Annotated in this window: 18 protein-coding genes and 1 tRNA gene; 8 read left to right on the forward strand and 11 right to left on the reverse strand. The window is 70.4% G+C overall.

The genetic code is table 11. The annotated features are described in order from the left end of the window. Positions 1–3 precede the first annotated feature (3 nt). From ACFY10_RS07160 to ACFY10_RS07185, 6 genes are all read left to right on the forward strand, one after another. Positions 4–651 (forward strand): ABC transporter permease, encoded by a 648-nt coding sequence (locus ACFY10_RS07160; RefSeq protein WP_390664017.1) that lies wholly within the window; start codon positions 4–6, stop codon positions 649–651. After that, the gene (locus tag ACFY10_RS07165; protein ID WP_390664018.1) at positions 644–1,879 is read left to right on the forward strand and encodes a betaine/proline/choline family ABC transporter ATP-binding protein; all 1,236 of its coding nucleotides are present in this window, start codon (positions 644–646) and stop codon (positions 1,877–1,879) included. The genes ACFY10_RS07160 and ACFY10_RS07165 overlap by 8 nt, the downstream gene beginning before the upstream one ends. After that, positions 1,876–2,706 (forward strand): ABC transporter permease, encoded by an 831-nt coding sequence (locus tag ACFY10_RS07170; RefSeq protein WP_390664019.1) that lies wholly within the window; start codon positions 1,876–1,878, stop codon positions 2,704–2,706. The genes ACFY10_RS07165 and ACFY10_RS07170 overlap by 4 nt, the downstream gene beginning before the upstream one ends. Further along, positions 2,703–3,662 (forward strand): glycine betaine ABC transporter substrate-binding protein, encoded by a 960-nt coding sequence (locus tag ACFY10_RS07175; protein ID WP_390664020.1) that lies wholly within the window; start codon positions 2,703–2,705, stop codon positions 3,660–3,662. The genes ACFY10_RS07170 and ACFY10_RS07175 overlap by 4 nt, the downstream gene beginning before the upstream one ends. Before the next feature lie 92 nt (positions 3,663–3,754). After that, entirely contained in the window at positions 3,755–3,997 is a 243-nt protein-coding gene (locus ACFY10_RS07180; protein WP_115907896.1) for a ribbon-helix-helix domain-containing protein, read from the forward strand. An 11-nt stretch (positions 3,998–4,008) separates the two neighbouring features. Continuing rightward, positions 4,009–4,431 (forward strand): type II toxin-antitoxin system VapC family toxin, encoded by a 423-nt coding sequence (locus ACFY10_RS07185; RefSeq protein ID WP_390664021.1) that lies wholly within the window; start codon positions 4,009–4,011, stop codon positions 4,429–4,431. Position 4,432: 1 nt separating this feature from the next. Here the strand turns inward: ACFY10_RS07185 and ACFY10_RS07190 are convergent, their stop codons facing one another. Genes ACFY10_RS07190 through ACFY10_RS07200 form a run of 3 tightly spaced genes read right to left on the reverse strand, consistent with a single transcriptional unit; the run spans position 4,433 to position 7,143 of the window. After that, on the reverse strand, positions 4,433–5,224 hold the full coding sequence (locus ACFY10_RS07190) for a PDZ domain-containing protein (protein ID WP_390664022.1): 792 nt from the start codon (positions 5,222–5,224) through the stop codon (positions 4,433–4,435). Positions 5,225–5,233: 9 nt separating this feature from the next. After that, positions 5,234–6,376 (reverse strand): o-succinylbenzoate synthase, encoded by a 1,143-nt coding sequence (gene menC / locus ACFY10_RS07195; protein WP_390664023.1) that lies wholly within the window; start codon positions 6,374–6,376, stop codon positions 5,234–5,236. Continuing rightward, positions 6,373–7,143 carry a chorismate synthase gene (locus ACFY10_RS07200; protein ID WP_390664024.1) on the reverse strand — a complete coding sequence of 257 codons (771 nt, stop codon included), beginning with the start codon at positions 7,141–7,143 and terminating at the stop codon, positions 6,373–6,375. Before ACFY10_RS07200 ends, menC begins: the two co-directional genes overlap by 4 nt. 130 nt (positions 7,144–7,273) lie before the next feature. On the opposite strand from ACFY10_RS07200, the gene ACFY10_RS07205 reads away from it, so the two are divergent. Next, positions 7,274–8,818 (forward strand): PucR family transcriptional regulator, encoded by a 1,545-nt coding sequence (locus ACFY10_RS07205; protein ID WP_390664025.1) that lies wholly within the window; start codon positions 7,274–7,276, stop codon positions 8,816–8,818. Here ACFY10_RS07205 and dapE read toward each other — a convergent pair. The 7 genes from dapE to ACFY10_RS07240 form a co-directional block, all read right to left on the reverse strand. Next, a complete protein-coding gene (gene dapE, locus ACFY10_RS07210; RefSeq protein WP_390664026.1) occupies positions 8,796–9,851 on the reverse strand; it encodes a succinyl-diaminopimelate desuccinylase in 1,056 nt (351 codons plus the stop codon). The genes ACFY10_RS07205 and dapE overlap by 23 nt on opposite strands. Next, on the reverse strand, positions 9,848–11,302 hold the full coding sequence (locus ACFY10_RS07215) for an amino acid permease (protein WP_390664027.1): 1,455 nt from the start codon (positions 11,300–11,302) through the stop codon (positions 9,848–9,850). Before ACFY10_RS07215 ends, dapE begins: the two co-directional genes overlap by 4 nt. Positions 11,303–11,529: 227 nt before the next feature. Continuing rightward, positions 11,530–12,171 carry an IclR family transcriptional regulator gene (locus tag ACFY10_RS07220; RefSeq protein ID WP_390664028.1) on the reverse strand — a complete coding sequence of 214 codons (642 nt, stop codon included), beginning with the start codon at positions 12,169–12,171 and terminating at the stop codon, positions 11,530–11,532. Between the two features lie 327 nt (positions 12,172–12,498). After that, the gene (locus tag ACFY10_RS07225; protein WP_390664029.1) at positions 12,499–14,301 is read right to left on the reverse strand and encodes a DEAD/DEAH box helicase; all 1,803 of its coding nucleotides are present in this window, start codon (positions 14,299–14,301) and stop codon (positions 12,499–12,501) included. A gap of 120 nt (positions 14,302–14,421) precedes the next feature. Then, positions 14,422–14,790 carry a type II toxin-antitoxin system death-on-curing family toxin gene (locus tag ACFY10_RS07230; protein ID WP_390664030.1) on the reverse strand — a complete coding sequence of 123 codons (369 nt, stop codon included), beginning with the start codon at positions 14,788–14,790 and terminating at the stop codon, positions 14,422–14,424. Then, a complete protein-coding gene (locus ACFY10_RS07235; RefSeq protein ID WP_124441851.1) occupies positions 14,790–14,987 on the reverse strand; it encodes a hypothetical protein in 198 nt (65 codons plus the stop codon). The genes ACFY10_RS07230 and ACFY10_RS07235 overlap by 1 nt, the downstream gene beginning before the upstream one ends. 49 nt (positions 14,988–15,036) lie before the next feature. Then, entirely contained in the window at positions 15,037–16,485 is a 1,449-nt protein-coding gene (locus ACFY10_RS07240; RefSeq protein WP_390664031.1) for an MFS transporter, read from the reverse strand. Between the two features lie 216 nt (positions 16,486–16,701). On the opposite strand from ACFY10_RS07240, the gene ACFY10_RS07245 reads away from it, so the two are divergent. Beyond that, a tRNA-Cys gene (locus tag ACFY10_RS07245) sits at positions 16,702–16,773 on the forward strand. 107 nt (positions 16,774–16,880) lie between these two features. Here ACFY10_RS07245 and ACFY10_RS07250 read toward each other — a convergent pair. Beyond that, entirely contained in the window at positions 16,881–18,044 is a 1,164-nt protein-coding gene (locus ACFY10_RS07250) for an SUKH-4 family immunity protein (protein WP_390664032.1), read from the reverse strand. Positions 18,045–18,065 lie beyond the last annotated feature (21 nt).

An 18,065-nucleotide genomic window follows, 5' to 3' on the forward strand; every position in this document is an offset into this window, starting at 1 on the left:
CGAGTGAGCTTCTGGGAGTATCTGAGCACCCGGCACCAGCAGCTGCTCACCGACGCGTACCAGCACGCCAGCGCCGTGTTCCAGTGCATGGTCGTGGCGACCGTGATCGGCGTACTGATCGGGATCGTCACCTACCGCAGCGAATGGGCCGGGAGCCTCGCCACCACGTCCACCTCGACCATTCTGACCATTCCCTCGCTCGCCATGATCGGTCTGCTCATCCCGGTCGTGGGCCTGGGCGTGCCGCCCACGGTGATCGCGCTGACGCTGTACGGGCTGCTGCCGATCGTGCGGAACTCGATCGTCGGGCTGCGCGGGGTCGATCCGTCGCTGGTGGACGCGGCGCGGGGCATCGGGATGTCCCGGTCGATGCGGCTGGTGCGGATCGAGCTGCCGCTGGCCTGGCCGCCGATCCTGACCGGGATCCGGGTCTCGACGCAGATGCTGATGGGCATCGCCGCGATCGCCGCATACGCCTCCGGGCCCGGCCTCGGCAACGAGATCTTCCGCGGTATCGGCTCGCTGGGCAGCAAGAACGCGCTCAACCAGGTCCTCGCGGGCACGCTCGGGATCATCGTCCTCGCGCTGCTGTTCGACGCCGCGTACGTCCTGATCGGACGGCTGACCATCCCGAGGGGGATCCGTGCCTGAGGCCACCCATGGGGCGACGATCGAGCTGGAGAACCTCACCAAGCGGTATCCGGGCAACCCCAGCCCCGCCGTCGACAACGTCAACATGGAGATCAAGGCGGGCGAGCTCGTCATCTTCGTCGGCCCGTCCGGATGCGGTAAGTCGACGACACTCAAGATGATCAACAGGTTGATCGAGCCGACCGGTGGCCGCATCCGGATCAACGGTGAGGACGTGACCGACATTGATCCGGTCAAGCTGCGCCGCAAGGTGGGCTATGCGATCCAGTCGGCCGGGCTCTTCCCGCACATGACGGTCGCCCAGAACATCGCCCTCGTACCGAGGATGATCGGCTGGTCCAAGGCGCGGATCCGGTCCCGGGTCGAGGAGCTGCTCGACCTCGTGGGCCTGGACCCGACCGAGTTCCGCAGCCGCTACCCGCGCCAGCTGTCCGGCGGTCAGCAGCAACGCGTCGGCGTCGCACGGGCGTTGGCGGCCGATCCGCCCGTGCTGCTGATGGACGAGCCGTTCGGTGCGGTCGACCCGATCACCCGCGACCATCTCCAGGACGAGCTGATCAGACTGCAGCACGAGCTGCACAAGACGATCGTCTTCGTCACCCACGACTTCGACGAGGCGATCAAGCTCGGCGACCGCATCGTCGTCCTGCGCGAACGCTCGCACATCGCGCAGTTCGACACCCCGGAGGCGATCCTCACCAACCCGGCGGACGACTTCGTGTCCGGGTTCGTGGGCGCGGGCGCGGCCCTGAAGCGGCTGAACCTCACCCGCGTACGGGACGTCGAGATCACCGACTACCCGACCGTCACCCTCGAGGACCCGCTCCAGGAGATCTTCAACCGGCTGCGCAACAGCGGGACCAACGAGATCCTGCTGCTCGACAGGCGCAGCCGGCCCTACAAGTGGCTCAGGCGCGGCGACCTCATGCGCGCGAGGGGCTCGCTGGCGAGGGCGGGCACGCTCGTGAGCGACACGGTGACCAGGGACGCAACGCTGCGGGACGCCCTGGAGGCGGTGCTGACCGACAACGCGGGGCGGGTCGCGGTCACCGGGCGGCGCGGCGAGTACGAGGGTGTCGTCGACATGGAGACGCTCATGAACTCCGTGCACGAGCTGCTGGAGGCGGACCGGCTGGAGGCGCTGGAGGCGCAGCACGAGCTGGAGGAGCTGCGGGCCGCCCAGACGCACGCCGAGCAGGAGGGCCCCGGCGGGGTGACGAAGGCATGACCACCTCCAAGCTGGAAGAACCCGGGCTGGAAGAGGAGGAGGCTCCGCAGGAGGCCGAGGCCCCGCCGCCACCGTCGAGTCCCCCCAGGTCACGCATCACCTGGCAGAAGCTGACCATCCTGCCCGCCGTGCTCGTCGCCGTGCTGCTCGCGACCTGGCTGTGGTTCGAGCAGGCCGACCTGGACCCGATCTCCGAGAACGCCCTCGCCCACGGCGTGGTCTCCAGGGCCCTGTGGCAGCACATCCAACTGACCGTGATCTCCACGTTCTTCGTGCTGATCATCGCGATCCCGCTGGGCATCCTGCTGACCCGCAAGGCCTTCCGGAAGGCCACCCCGGTGGCGATGACGATCGCCAACATGGGCCAGGCGACCCCGGCGATCGGCCTGCTGGCGCTGCTGGTCATCTGGCTCGGCACCGGTATGAAGTCGGCCCTGATCGGCATCACCATCTACGCCATCCTGCCGGTGCTGTCGAACACCATCGCAGGCCTGAAGGCCAACGACCCGACGCTGCTGGAGGCGGCACACGGCATCGGCATGTCCCCCCTGGGGGTGCTGTCGCGCGTGGAATTGCCGCTCGCCGTCCCGCTGATCCTCGCGGGTGTCCGTACGGCCCTGGTTCTGAACGTCGGCACGGCGACACTGGCGACCTTCGGCGGAGGCGGCGGCCTGGGCGTGCTGATCCAGACCGGCATCACCACCCAGCGGATGCCGGTGCTGGTGCTGGGCGCGATCCTCACGGTCGTCCTGGCGCTGCTGGTGGACTGGCTCGCCTCACTGGCGGAACTCCTGCTCAGGCCCCGCGGGTTGGAGGTGGGGACGTGAGAGGGCGTACGTGTCTGCTGTCGGCCGCAGCTCTGGTGGCCGCGTCCGGCTGCGGCCTGCAGAGCGGCTCGCCCATGGTCGACGACGTGAAGCCCGCCTCCATCGGACGGAACGAACCCCTCGCGGGCGCCCATCTGACCGTCACCTCCAAGGAGTTCACCGAGCAGCTCATCCTCGGCGCGATCATGGGCATCGCCTTCCAGGCGGCCGGCGCGGATGTGCTCGACCGCACGGGCATCCAGGGCTCCATCGGCGCGCGGGAAGCCGTCAAGTCCGGTGACGCGGACGGCATGTACGAGTACACGGGCACCGCCTGGATCACGTACCAGGGCAACAGCGAGCCGATCGCCGACCCGCAGAAACAGTGGCAGGCGGTGCGCGACGCGGACCTCAAGGACGGCCTGACCTGGCTGCCGCCCTCGTCCCTCAACAACACCTACGCACTGGCCATGAACCAGGCGAACTTCAAGAAGTACGGCACGAAGACGCTGTCCGACGTGGCCGCGCTGGCCAGGAAGGACCCCGGTGCCGTGACCCTGTGCGTGGAGAGCGAGTTCGCCAACCGCGCGGACGGGCTGCCGGGCATGGAGAAGGCGTACGGGATGAGCGTGCCCGCGAAGAACATGACGCAGATGGACACCGGGATCATCTACACCCAGGTGAAGAAGGGGAGTTGCACCTACGGCGAGGTGTTCACCACCGATGGCCGCATCCGGTCCATGAACCTGGTGGTGATGGAGGACGACAGGAAGTTCTTCCCCAACTACAACGTGGCACCGGAGATCAACACCGACACGCTGAAGAAGTGGCCGGCGATCGCGGAGGTCCTGGACCCGGTCACGAAGAGGCTGAACAACACGGTGGCGCGGACGCTGAACGCGAAGGTGGATGTGGACGGGCAGGACCCGCATCAGGTGGCGTTGGACTGGATGAAGGCGGAGGGGTTCGTGAAGTAGGGAGCCGTGGGTCGGCGAAGCGGACGGGTCAATTTCACGCATCATTGATTCACCCTGGCGCATCATGATGCGCGGTGCTTACGCTTGTATGCATGAGGACTACTGTCGACCTCCCCGAGGACCTGATCCAGGAAGCCAAGCTGCGGGCGGCGCGCAGACGCGTGACGGTCAGTGCGGTGATAGAGGATGCGCTGCGGGCGTCGTTCGCGCGGGATGTGGCGGCGGCGCAGAACATCGTGAAGCTCACCACTGATCCTGGCGGCAGAGGGGTACGCCCCGGCGTCAATCTCGACGACAACGCCTCCGTGCGCGACCTCATGGACGGCCTCGAATGATCATCTGCGATGTGAACGTCCTCGTGTACGCGTTCCGCGAGGACGCCAAGGATCACGACCGCTACCACGCGTGGCTCATCGAGCGGCTGCGGGGCGACGAACCCGTCGGGTACAACGGTGTGATCGACAGCGGCTTCCTGCGCATCGTCACCCACCAGCGGATCTACCAGCCGCCGAGCGAGCCGGAGCGAGCGCTCAAGTTCCTCCGGGACGTGCGCAGCGCACCGGTCGCGACCCCGGCCCAGGAAGGGCCTCGGCACTGGGAGATCTTCGAGCGCCTGTGTCTCAAGGCCGGGGCTCGCGGAAACCTCGTTCCGGATGCCTACTTCGCCGCCCTCGCCATAGAGCACGGAGCCACCCTGTACTCCGCCGACCGCGGTTTCGCCCGCTTCCCCGGCCTCCGCTGGCAGCACCCCCTGGAGGACACCGACTGAATCAGCAGCTCGGGACGGACCCCTTGCCCGACTCCAGTGCCGCCAGCGAGGTGACCGCGCCCTTCAGCGTGGTCACCGGGATCAGCCGCAGGCCTTTCGGGAGCTCGGACTTGGCGTCGGAGCACTCGGCCTTCGGCACCAGGAAGACGGTCGCCCCGTCCCGGCGCGCGGCCTGCGTCTTCAGCGCCACGCCGCCCACGGCACCGACCGTCCCGTCGTCGTCGATCGTCCCCGTACCGGCGATTTTGCGGCCGCCCGTGAGGTCCCCGCCGCTGCCGTTCCCGTCCAGCTTGTCGATGATGCCGAGGGTGAACAGGAGACCGGCGCTGGGGCCGCCCACATCGGCGAGCTTCAGCGTGACCTTGACCTTCTTGTCGTTGAGGTGCAGATAGTCCAGGGCGGCCCGGGTCGCCGCGTCCTGGGACTGCTTCATCTGCGCGCTGTTGTGCTGCTCGATCTCCTTGGTGGACTGGCCGCTCGGATACACCGAGTCCCGCGGCATCACGGCCCGGTCCTTGGCGAACCAGGCACTGATCACATCGCCCAGCGAGACATGCGTGTCCGGGTTGGTCGCCACGATCGTCGTCATCCGCAGCTGCCCGCTCGTCTCCCGGGTCTTCGCCCCCGAGACCGTGATCACCGGGGTGCCCTTGTTGTCCCCGAGCACGTTCGCCGTCATCCCGGGCTGCGCCAGCGAGAACGGCAGCGGCGCGAAGACCGCGGTGGCGACCAGCGCCACGACCGGCAGGGCGCAGACAGCGAGGGCCTGGGGGCGTGTGAGGCGAGAGAGCACGGGATCAATCTAGCTTGGCGGTGACTTCCGGCCAGGTGCCGGTCGGCTCACGTACAAGTCTCGCCTCTCCCTCGTGAACCGCCGCAGTGCGTCCGGCAGCGGTTCGATACCGATCCCGGGAGTGGTGGGTACGGACAGGTGGCCGTCCTTCAGGACGAACGGCTCGGTGATGTCCTCGGCGAAGTAGCGGCTGGACGCGGAGGTGTCTCCGGGGAGGGTGAAGCCCGGCAGGGCGGCCAGGGCGAGGTTCGGGGCGCGGCCGATTCCCGTCTCCAGCATGCCGCCGCACCACACGGGCACCCCGTGCGCGTGCGCCACGTCGTGGATGCGGCGGGCCTCCAGGTAGCCGCCCACGCGCGCGGGCTTCACATTGACGACCCGGCACGCCTCCATCGCGATGGCGGACGCGGCGTCACGGGCGTTGTGGACGGATTCGTCGAGGCAGACGGGGGTCCGCAGCCGCTTCTGGAGCTGCGCGTGGGCGTACAGGTTGTTCTCCTCCAGCGGCTCCTCGATCAGCAGCAGCCCGAAGGAGTCCAGGCGCCGCAGGTGCTCGGCGTCGGCGAGCGTGTACGCCGTGTTGGCGTCGACCTGGAGGGGCAGGGCGTCCCCGAAGCGCTCGCGGACCGCCCGCACCGGCTCCACGTCCCAGCCCGGCTCGATCTTCAGCTTGATGCGCACATAGCCCTCGGCGAGGTACCGCTCCACGTCGTCCAGCAGCTCCGGGACGGACTCCTTGATGCCGACCGACACCCCCGCGGGGACGCGGTCGCGCACCGCGCCCAGGTAGGTGGCCAGCGGCATGCCGTAAGCACGCAGCTCAGCGTCCAGGACCGCCGTCTCCAGGGCCGCCTTCGCCAGCTCATGGCCCTTGATCTTCGCCATGGCGGGCGCGAGCGCGGCCGCGGTGAGCTGTGGGAGGGCGGCGACGCGCGGCAGCAGGAAGTCCTCCAGCACGATCTCCGCGCCGGCCACGAACTCCGAGCAGTACAGCGGCTCGGGGTCGGCGGCGAACTCCGACCAGCCCTCGGCCGCGTCCGTCACGACATGGAGCAGGAAGGTGTCCTTCACCGTCATCGTGCCGAAGGACGTACGGAACGGGGTGACCAGCGGGATCGCCACATGGACGATCTCCACGCGTTCGAGCTTCATACCGCCGCCTCTCTCGAAAGGGTGTACCAGCCGTCACGGGACATCCCGGTCGCCGTGTAGCCCTGCGCGAAGGCCTCCGTGAACACCTCGCGGACGGCATACCGCCAGCGCAGGGCTAGTTCCGGGTCGGCCGCGCGGAGCCTGACGATGTCGTCCGGCACGCGGCACCAGATGTGACGGTCGGCGATATCGCGGCGAGCGAGCGCCGCGCCGTCGGGGGCGGAGTGGGTGACGGGGGCGGTGTCCCGGTCCGTGGTCTCGTCCGTGGTATCCGGCGCCGCCAGCTCCCACATCACCGTCAGCCGGTCGCTCTCGTCGCCGTCGTTCACGCCGTCCGCCATGGGGCCGTAGAAGTCGACGAGGTACTCGGTGCCGGTGGCGCCCAGCTTGGCCAGGTTGAAGCGGGCGTTGCGGCCGACCAGCGGGTCGAAGGTCCAGCGCATGATGCGGGCGCCGAGGCCGACGGCCCAGGCGCGCTGGGCCTGCTTCACGGCGTACCCGAGCCCCTGGTCGGCCGCGGCGACCAGGGAGTACGTGTCCCCGTGCGGCCCGAACACCGCGACCGCCGCGCCCGCCAGCCGCGTCCCGTCGTAGGCGGCGTGCACGGCGCCGCCCGCGTGGACGAGGCTGTGCAGGACCTCGGCCGGGTACGGCGGGGCGCTGCGCGGGGTCTGCCAGACATCGCTGAAGTAGTCGCTGACGGCGGCGAGGCCGGCGACGTCGTGGACGGTGCGGATACTCACTCCGTGCGGGCGGTCGAGAGTCATGGGTCAAGTTTCGGAGCCGCCGGGCCGCCCCGGGTTGTGCGCTTGGACAACGGCTGCGTACGTTCGTTTTGAAATCGGCCAACCCTCCGGATCGGCCGCATCACCCGCAGTCCCACACCTGAGGAGCCCCATGGACGCCTGCACCCTCGGCGACCTCCTGGACGTCATCGGCGGCCCCTCACTGCGCCTGCACACCGCCCCCGCGGGGCTCGCCGCCCCGGTCACCGAGGCGCTGCTGTACGACGCCCATGCCCCGATGCCGCATGCGCCGGGTGCGCTGCTGCTGGCGGTGGGGGTGCGGGCGGCGGCCGCCGGCCCCCTCGTCCGGGCGGCTGCGCAGTTCGGGATGACCGGGCTCGTCGTACGCGGCCCGGACGGACCCGCCGACGAGGCCGAGGCGCACGGCGTCGCGCTGCTGTCGGTCGACGAGGACTCGGCCTGGCACCACGTGCACCTGCTGCTGTCCTCGGCGATCGGCGCCCGGCCCGCACCGTCGGCCGGCGGCCTGGGCGACCTGTTCGCGCTGGCGGACGCCGTCGCGGCGGCAACCGGCGGGGCGACGGCCGTGGAGGACCCGCGCCAGCGGATCCTGGCCTACTCCACGGTCCCCGGCCAGCCGGTCGACGAGGACCGTCGGGAGGGCATCCTCGGCCTCCAGGTGCCGGTCAGCCCGGCCAACAGCGAGCAGTACCGGGTGCTGTTCGCGGCGACGGATCCCGTACGGCTGCCTCCGCTGCGCGAGGGCGACCTGCCGCGCCTCGCGGTCGCCGTCCGCGCGGGCGGCGAGACGCTGGGCTCCGTCTGGGTCGTCGACGACGGCAGGCTGGCACCCGACGCCGAGGAGACCCTGGCGCAGGGCGCGTCCACGGCGGCACTGCTCCTGCTGCGGGCCCGGGCGGCGCAGGAACTGGCCCGCCACCAGAACAGCGACCTCCTGCGCCGCCTGCTCGACGGCACGGCCGACCCGTCAACCGCCTGTGACCGCCTGGGGCTTGAGGGCGCGGTGCGGGTGGCCGCCTTCGTACTGGACGCGGCGAGCCTCCCGGACGCCGAGCAGACCGCCCTGCGCCTGCTGGACGTCGTACGGCTGCAGTGCGAGGCGCGTTACGGGCGGCACGCGTGCGTGCTGGTCGACGGGGTGGTGTACGCGGTCCTTCCGGGACCCGGGGCGCGTCACAAGCGGCTGGCCGAGGACATCGTGGCGCGGGCCGGGCAGGCGCTGCGGGTGCCCGTGCGGGCGGCGCTCGGCGAAGTGGTGGCGGAGGCGGCGGAGGTCGTGGGGTCGCGTCAGGACGCCGAGCTGGTGCTGCGCGTGCTCGGACCGGACCTGCCGGTGGCGACGGTCGACGAGGTGCGCCCGCGCGTGACGCTGTTGCGACTGGCCGAAGTGCTGGGCGAGCGGCGGGAGTTGAGCGCGGGCGCCTGGCGGCGCGTGCTGGCGTACGACGAGAGGCACGGCACCGAATACGCACGCACCCTGGTCAGCTGGTTCGACGCGGGCTGCGACATGGCGGGCGCGGCGAAGCTGCTCGCCGTGCACCCCAACACCTGCCGCTACCGCCTGAAGCAGGCACAGCAGCACGTCGGGATCGACCTCGACGACCCCGACGAACGGCTGGTGTTGTGGCTTCAGTTGAGAACGCTGGCCGGGCTCAGGGGCTCAGCCAGCTACTGAGGCGTTCCTCGCAGCTGCGCAGCTGCTCCACCGGGACGTACTCCCCCGCCGTGTGCGCGAGCGTCGGGTCTCCGGGGCCGTAGTTCAGGGCGGGCGTGCCGAGGGCGGCGAAGCGGGCCACGTCCGTCCAGCCGAGCTTGGGGCGGGGCGTGGCACCGAGGGCGGCGACGAGGCCGGCGAGCCGGTCCAGCCCCGGGAGGGCGCCCGGCACGATCTCGGTGACGAGGACCTCGTACTCGGGAAAGAGCTTCCGGACGTACGCCTCCGCCTCCTCGGGTGAACGGCTGGGGGCGAAGCGGGAGTTGACGGTGACGACGCACTCGTCGGGTACGACGTTCCCGGCGACCCCGGCCCGCACGGCGACCGCGCTCAGGCCCTCCCGGTACTCCAGCCCGTTGATGACGACCCGCTCGGGCCTGTGGTCGTGGAGCCGCTGCAGGACCGGGGCGGCGAGGTGCGCGGCGTTGACGCCCTTCCAGGAGCGGGCGGTGTGGGCCCGTTCGCCGCGCACCACGATGGCGGCGGTGAGGATGCCCTGGCAGCCGGCCTCGATGCCCGCGTCGGAGGGCTCCATGAGGACGGCGAGGTCGGCGGCCAGGAGTTCCGGATGGCGGTCGGCGATGCGGTGCAGCCCGTTGCGGTCGCCCTCGACCTCCTCGCACTCGTAGAAGACGTAGGTGAGGTCGCGGGTGGGGGCCGGGACGGTGGCCGCGAGGCGGAGGGCGACGGCGACGCCGCCCTTCATGTCGCAGGCGCCGAGGCCGTGTACGCAGTCGTCACGGAGTACGGAGGGCAGGTTCCCGGCGGCCGGGACCGTGTCCAAGTGCCCGGCGAAGACGGCCCGTTGGGGGCGGCCGAGGTCGGTGCGGGCGACGACGGAGTTGCCGATGCGGTCGACGGTGAGGTGGGGAAGGGCCCGCAGGGCGGCCTCGACGGCGTCCGCGAGGGGAGCCTCGTGGCCGCTTTCGGACGGGATGTCGACGAGGGCCCGGGTGAGGGCGACGACGTCGCAGGCGAGGTCGAGGGAGATCATCCGGCGGTCTCCTGCGGCTGGTTGAGCTTGCTGTGCCGGACGCCGTAGCACCCGTAGACGACGAGGCCGACCACCATCCAGGCGCCGAACGCGATCCAGGTGTCGGCGCCGAGGCTGAACAGCATGTAGCCGCAGAACAGGACACCCAGGATCGGCGTCACGGGCGAGAAGGGGACGCGGAAGGAGCGAGGAGTCCCGGGGTTGCGCCGACGCAGCAGCACGACCGCCAGGTTGACCAGCATGAAGGCGAAGAGAGTGCCGATGCTGGTGGCGTCGGCGAGGCTGCCCAGCGGGACGAGGGCGGCGAGGACGGCGATGAAGGACGAGACGATGACCGTGTTGGCGCGCGGGACACCGGTGCGCGGGTGCACCTTGGCGAACAGCGGCGGCACGAGCCCGTCCCGGGCCATGGCGAACAGGATGCGGATCTGCCCGTACTGCACGGTGAGCACGACGCTGGTGGTCGCGACGACGGCACCGACGGAGAGCAGGATCGGCCACAGACTCCCGCCGCCCACGCTCTGCACGAGCACCTCGCTCAACGTGGCCTCGGTCCCCGCGAACTTCTTCCACGGCATGGCGCCGAGCGCGGCGACCGCGACGAGGACGTAGAGGGCGGTGACCAGGACGAGGGAGAGGATGATCGCGCGGGGCAGGTCCCGCTGCGGGTTGCGGGCCTCTTCCCCGGCGGTCGAGGCGGCGTCGAACCCGATGTAGGAGAAGAAGAGCGAGGCCGCGCCCGCACTCATCCCGGCGGCGCCGAGGGGGAAGAGGGGCTGGAAGTTCCCGGCACGGAAGGCGGTGAAGGCGACCGCGCAGAACATCACCAGCGCGGCGATCTTCACGGCGACCATGACGGTGTTGGCGACGGCGCTCTCACGGGCGCCGCGCAGCAGCACGACCATCGCGAGTACGACGATGAGGGCGGCCGGGATGTTGAGGGTGCCGCCGAGTCCGGGCGGCGCGCTCAGCGACTCGGGCAGGGTCACGCCGAGGGTGAGATCGAGCAGCTCGTTGACGTACTGCCCCCACCCCACGGCCACGGCGGCGACGGACACCCCGTACTCCAGGATCAGACACCAGCCGCACACCCAGGCGACCAGCTCGCCGAGGGTGGCGTAGGCGTAGCTGTACGACGACCCCGAGCCGGGGATCATGCCGGCCAGCTCGGCGTACGAGAGGGCCGAGAACAGCGCGGTGACTCCGGCCAGCACGAAGGACACGACAACGGCGGGCCCAGCCTCCGGCACGGCCTGCCCCAGCACCACGAAGATCCCGGTACCGAGGGTGGCCCCCACACTGAGCAGGGTGAGCTGGGCAACACCCATGGTCCGCCTGAGCGGACTGCCCGCGGCGGCGTCGACGGCCGCCCCGACGGCTTGGCGCCGACTCCATTTACCTACGGGGCCCGTCTGCCGCCCGACCTCGGGCCGAGTACCGACTGCGTCCACTGGCCACTCCCTCCGCGAATCCGCTGCTTGGCCCCTGATGATGCGGAGGGGAGAGCAGGGGACGGTGAGTGGATCGGCCAGAGATGGCGGTGGCGATTTTGCAGATCGGCTAAAGCTGGCGCAGTTGCGGGCAGTCGTGCCGCTAGGGGCGGCACGGGTGGGCGCAGCGGCACCCGGCAAGCGCCGGCAAGCGAACCCGCCCTGCTGGCACCAACCCCGGGCACAGCTCAACGAAGGGCTTCAGCAACCTCCCGCGCAGCGTCAACCACCCGCAGCCCCACACGCTCCGGCACCGCATCGGCCAACATCACAACCCCGACGCTGCCCTCAACCCCCGTAACCCCGAGGAGCGGCGCCGCAGCCCCACTGGCCCCCGCCTCCAACTCCCCATGAGTCAGCGTGTACCCGGGCTCCCCCACCGGCTTGGCCCGCGCAGCAAGAATCGCCCGGCCCGCGGCCCCCCGGTCCAACGGGTGCCTGAACCCGGCCCGATACGCCACGTGATAGTCCGTCCACGTCGGCTCGACGACGGCCACGGCCAACGCGTCCGCCCCGTCGACCAACGTGAGATGCGCGGTCGCCCCTATGTCCTCGGCCAGCGACCGAAGCGCCGGCAACGCAGCCTCCCGCACCAGCGGATGCACCTGCCGTCCCAGCCGGAGCACCCCCAGCCCGACCCGGGCGCGACCGCCCAAGTCACGCCGTACGAGCGCATGTTGTTCCAGCGTGGCGAGCAACCGGTACACCACGGTCCGGTTCACGCCCAGTTTGTTGGATAGCTCGGTGACGGTCAGCCCGTGGTCCGTATCGGCCAGCAGCTTGAGGACTCGCAGTCCTCGGTCGAGCGTCTGAGAGGTCTCCGCGGTCACGACGCCCACTCCTCCAAGTGGTGAGGTCGGCGACCTCCGAGCGGCGGTGCGTCACAGAGTCCCGTCAGTGACGCGCAACAGAGGCCGCCGATCGGCCGGCGGCCCGGCCGCTGCCGGGCCGCGTCGCTTCACGGCTGCGCTCCGCGGCGGCGCTGCCACGGGGCGTGTGCGTAGCCGGACAGTAGCGAAGGGAGTTCGCTGAGCGGAAGTCTCCGTCCAGAATCCGGGCACCCGGAGGGACGGAGTACGTCCGTATGTCGTGATTCGTACAGGGCGCAACAACCGGCACAGCAGCATGCTGCGCCCCTGACCAGGTGCGCTCGGGGGTCAGCGCATTCGCGTGGCCCACTCCTGCACCTTGGCGATCCGCTGCCGCAGCTGCCCCGCCGTGGCCTCGGCGCTCGGCGGGCCGCCGCACAGCCGCCGCAGCTCGGTGTGGATGACCCCGTGCGGCTTGCCGCTCTGATGGACGTACGCGCTGACCATGGTGTTCAGCTGCTTCCGCAGCTCCATCATCTCCTTGTGCGAGACGACGGGCCGCCGCTCGGCCGGCAGCTCCAGCAGATCCGCCTCTGCATCCGGCTTCTTGCGGCTGTGCGCGATCTGCCGCGCCTGCCGCTTCTGGAGCAGGAGCTGCACCTGATCGGGTTCGAGGAGCCCCGGAATCCCGAGGTAGTCCTGCTCCTCCTCGCTCCCCGGGTGGGCCTGCATACCGAACTCGGCGCCGTCGTAGAGCACCCGGTCGAAGACGGCCTCGGACTCCAGCGCCTCGAAGGAGAACTGCTCCTGTTCGCCGGTGTCCTCGTCCTGCTCCTTGTTCGCCTCCTCCATCTCCTTCTCGGATTCGGCGTACGGGTCCTCCTCGCCCTCCTTCTTCGGCTTGTCGAGGGCGTGGTCGCGCTCGACCTCCATCTCGTTGGCGAAAGTGAGGAGGTCGGGGACGGTGGGGAGGAAGACGGAGGCGGTCTCGCCTCGCCGCCGGGAACGCACGAAGCGGCCGACGGCCTGGGCGAAGAAGAGGGGGGTGGAGATCGTGGTGGCGTAGACCCCGACCGCGAGCCTCGGGACGTCGACCCCCTCGGACACCATCCGCACCGCGACCATCCACCGGTCGTTGCCCTCGCTGAAGTCGTCGATCCGCTTCGAGGCGCCGGCGTCGTCGGAGAGGACGAGGGTCGCCTTGCTGCCCGTGATCTCGCGGATCAGCTTGGCGTAGGCCCGCGCGGAGTCCTGATCGGAGGCGATGACGAGGGCGCCCGCGTCCGGGATGCCCTTACGGACCTCGGTCAGCCGCTGGTCAGCGGCGCGCAGCACGCTGGGCATCCACTCGCCGCGCGGGTCGAGGGCGGTGCGCCAGGCCTGGCTGACGGCGTCCTTGGTCATGGGCTCGCCGAGCCGGGCGGCGATCTCGTCACCGGCCTTCGTGCGCCAGCGCATGTTGCCGCTGTAGGAAAGGAAGATGACCGGCCGGACGACGTGGTCGGCCAGCGCGTTCCCGTAGCCGTAGGTGTAGTCGGCGGCGGACCGCCGGATCCCGTCGTTCCCCTCCTCGTACGTCACGAAGGGGATGGGATTGGTGTCGGAGCGGAACGGCGTACCGGTGAGCGCGAGCCGCCGCGTGGCCGGCTCGAAGGCCTCCAGACAGGCCTCGCCCCACGACTTGGAGTCACCGGCGTGGTGGATCTCGTCGAGGATGACGAGGGTTTTGCGCTGTTCCACCCGATTCCGGTGCAGCATGGGCCGCACGCCGACACCGGCGTAGGTGACCGCGACGCCCTGGTAGTCCTTGCCGAGCGGCCCCGCGCTGTACTCGGGGTCCAGCTTGATGCCTATCCGCGCGGCCGCTTCCGCCCACTGCTTCTTCAGGTGCTCGGTCGGCGCGACCACGGTCACCTGCTGCACGACATGGTGGTGCAGCAGCCAGGAGGCGAGGGTGAGGGCGAAGGTCGTCTTGCCCGCGCCGGGGGTCGCGACCGCGAGGAAGTCACGCGGCTGCTCCTGGACGTACTTCTCCATCGCCCCTTGCTGCCAGGCACGCAGCTTGCCGGCGGTGCCCCAGGGGGCGCGGCCGGGGAAGGCGGGAGAGAGGTGGTGGGAGTGCGAGGCAGAGCTGGCGGCGGTGGTAGTCACGGTCTCCGTGGGTGGTTGGGCGGCTCGGCTGGGTATGACAACCGGGCCACCCTACCGGCGGCCCGGCGGTGTCAACGCGCGGACAAGGCAGGGGCGTCCGTGGATGGGACCGAGGTCACATCAACGTGCGAAGCGGGGCAGCTGGGCGGCGATCTTGGGTACGTCCAGGGCGCCTTGGCAGACATCCAGCACGAACCGCTCCGCCTCGTCCACGTCGAAGTCGGCGTCCAACGGGTGCCCGTTCATATGGAGGAAGACCCAGGTCGCGTACCAGGCGATGCGCTTGTTGCCGTCGACGAGGGCATGGTTGCGGGCGAGGGACTCCATCAGCGCGGCAGCCTTTTGCCAGACGTCCGGGTAGGCGTCCTGCCCGAAGACACTCGACTGGGGACGCGCCAGGGCTGAGTCCAGCAGCCCATAGTCACGCACCTCGTCCGCCCCCAGCCGCTGCGCGAGGTTCAGCTGCTCGGGCAGGGTGAGGTAGTGCATCAGGCGAGCCTCCGATTCAGCTCGGCGCTCGCCTTCAGTACGTGCTCGGCAGCCTCGTTGAACAGCCGCGAGTGCTCGTTTATGGCTGCGATCACCGCGTCGTGCGCAAAGGCCTGCATGCTGCGCCCCTCGGCCGCCGCACGCTCACGCAGGGCGTCGAGCTCTTCGTCCGTAAACCGCAGGTTCAATCCAGCCATGCTTCGACGGTACTACGTGGTACCACTCGGTGTCATCGAGCAGCTTCCATCAGCAGACCCCATTGGCGGTCGCCCGCAACCGCGTACTCACCCAAGCCCCCACCAACGCCACCCCCGCCACCGGCAGGAACACCGCCGCGAACGCCGCCGGATGCGAACCGGAGCCCTCGGCCGCCGCATGCGTCACCGCGCCCCCGCCCAACGCGGCGAAGGCGGCGCCCCCGGCCGCCAGCAGAAGCACATTCGACAGGCCGTCGGAGATCTGCAGGGCGGCGGAATTGGCACCGGCCTCCTCCGGGGCGGAGAGACGGAGCAGCAGCACGCTGGTGGAGGAGATCACCAGGCCCATGCCGAAACAGCCGAAACCCCAGGCGACCGCCACCGTCCAGGCGGGCACGGAGTCGATCAGCACGCTCGGCACCACGGCGATGGCGGCCGCGACCAGAAGCATGCCCAGCGTCATCAGGCGTTCCCGGTACGGCTCCAGCCGCGGCCGGGACTGGACCCAGGACGCCAGCGCCCACATCCCGCCGCCGGCCGCGAGGGAGAACCCGGCGAGGGTCGGCGACAGCCCTCGCTCGGTCACCAGCATCAGCGGAATGAACGACTCGGCCGCAATGAACGACCCCGCCGCGATGCCACGCAGCAGCACGACCGACGGCAGCCCCCGCGCCGCCCGGTACGTGCCGCGAGGAAGCAGCCCGAGCACGGCGGGCACAAGCAGTACGACACCCGCGACGCCGGGAATGAGGGAGATCCACCTCAGGTCCTGCGCCGCGTACTGGAGCAGACCGGCGCCCAGCGAGACGCCTAGGGCGAGCCGGATCCGCCGCCGGTCGAAGGCTGCCCCCGAGGCACCGTCCACCGCGCCGGACGCCCGCCGCCGTATCTGCGGCAGCGCAAGCGCGAGCGGAAAGACGACAAGCACCGGAATCCCGAGGAACACCCAGCGCCAGCCGAGGTGTTCGGTCACCGCACCCGCAGCCAATGGGCCGACCACGGACGGCACGACCCAGCCCGCCGCGAAGGCGGCCATGATCGCCGCCCGCAGCCGCTCCGGATACGCCCTGCCGACGACGACATACAGGGCGACGATCACCAGCCCGCCACCAAGCCCCTGCACGGCCCGCCCGAGAAGGAACAGCCACATCGAGACCGCGGTCCCCGCCAGCACCAGCCCTCCGGCGAAGCAGCCGATCCCCGTCGTCAACGCCCCGAGCGGCCCGCGCCGGTCCGCCCACTGCCCGGCCAGCACCATCCCGAACAGACTGGTGGTGAAGTACCCGGAGAAGGCGAACGCGTACAACGCGACCCCGTCCAGCTCCCGCGCCGCAACCGGCATGGCCGTCCCGACGGCGGTCGCCTCGAAGGCGATCAGCAGCACAACAGACACGATCCCGACACTGAGCGCCCGATAGGACCGCCCCAGCACACCCTCACCGGCTCCGCCTGCGGCTTCGTCTGCAACGGCGGCGTCACGCGGCTCAAGGATGGTCATGACCGCCAGAGTAAGGTCCACAGCCCACTTTGACCCCTGTCCGAAGTCGCCCCTGCCCCAGGACCTTGGTCGTACGCCACCCTTCCGGCACCCCTTTCATGAACGGCGTATGGCAGTCCCATTGCAGCCCCCGCGATTCCCTTGAGCCTCTTCCCCGCCCCGCCATACGGTCGTGTCACCGAGTTCGGAACGGAGCGCAGCACTCCACCCCGACCCGGCCGTGTGCCCGAGTGGCTTAGGGACTCGCCTGCAAAGCGAGGTACGTGGGTTCAATTCCCGCCACGGCCTCTGGAAGTACCGTGTGGCCGATCACCTGGCGGGTGGTCGGCCACAGGTGTTTTCGAGGGAGTGCGGGGCGGCTCACGGACATGAGGTCGTTCGGACGGTGATGTCGTTCACAGCACCCCGCCCGCCTCGTCCTGGAATGCCCGTGTCCAGTAGTGCCAGTCGGCGGTGGTCGTGGTGGCCGTCGGGTCCGCGGAGGACAGGACCTGGAGCATCGTCGCCGCCAGTTGGTCGTAGGCCTGGGTCGTCAGTTCGTGGGAGAGGTACTTGTCGATCGAGCGCTCCCGGTAGTGCAGCCAGAGGGTGAAGGCCAGGGTGGAGACGTCCGTGTTCAGGGGGTACAGCCTTGCCTCGGGCTCGCTCCAGTTCAGGACCTCGCCCGTCGCGCCGTCCACCACCAGGCTGTTGTCCTCCACCAGGTGACCCAGGCGTATCAAGTGGTCGGCCCTGGCGGGGAGTTCGAAGGGGGACGTCGTGCCGGGGCGGTCGTCCGCGGCGTACTCCGACAGGGTCTGCAGGGGGACGTCCGTGTCGAGGTGGAAGAGCACCGTGTCCTCCGGCAGGCCCGTCTCGCGCAGGAAGCGGCGCGTCGGCTCGTGCGTGAGCGTGGCCGGGAAGTCGACGTCCTCGAAGCGGGCCACGCGGGCGTGGCCGAACTCCTCGTCCAGGAGGCGGGCGGGCACGTCCAGGGTGAGGCCGGACGTCGTGCCGGGGCCCGTGGCCAGAGCCAGCGGGCGGATCAGGGCCGCCGCCTTCCAGTACGGCGGGACGTTGCCGTCCGTGCCCTCCTCGAACAGCGCCAGCAGCTGCCGGGACGCCTCGGCCGCCGCCTTGCTGCCGTAGCGGCCCGCGTAGGACGCGAACTGTCCCCGCAGGTCCGCAAGTTCCTCGGTGACCGTGGCGAACCGCACGAGCGCGTCCAGGGAGGGTGCCAGGGGGCGGTCTTCCAGCAGATCGAAGAGGTACGCGGTGCTGATCTCGCCGGTGCCGCCGTCCAGGAGGAGCGACTCCGCCTCCATGCCCGCCGGGGCGAGCAGCTCCCCTATCACCAGCCGGTCCCGCAGTTCCTCCGTCAGGGCCGAGTCGTCGCCCTCCGGGTACTGCCCCACCGTGCGCAGCCCGCCCGTGCGCAGCGCGGCGAACGTCAACAGGGCGCCGTCGCCCGGCAGTCCGGGACCCGTCAGCCGGCGCCGCGTCGGCGCGTGCGTGACGTACGGATCGAGTTGGTTCTCGGTGAGTGTGATCGTCGCCGTGGCGATGTCGGTCGTGCCCATTGTTCCCCCGGATGTTCCTGC

The sequence above is a fragment of the Streptomyces sp. NPDC001401 genome (assembly GCF_042895385.1).
Classification (GTDB): domain Bacteria; phylum Actinomycetota; class Actinomycetes; order Streptomycetales; family Streptomycetaceae; genus Streptomyces.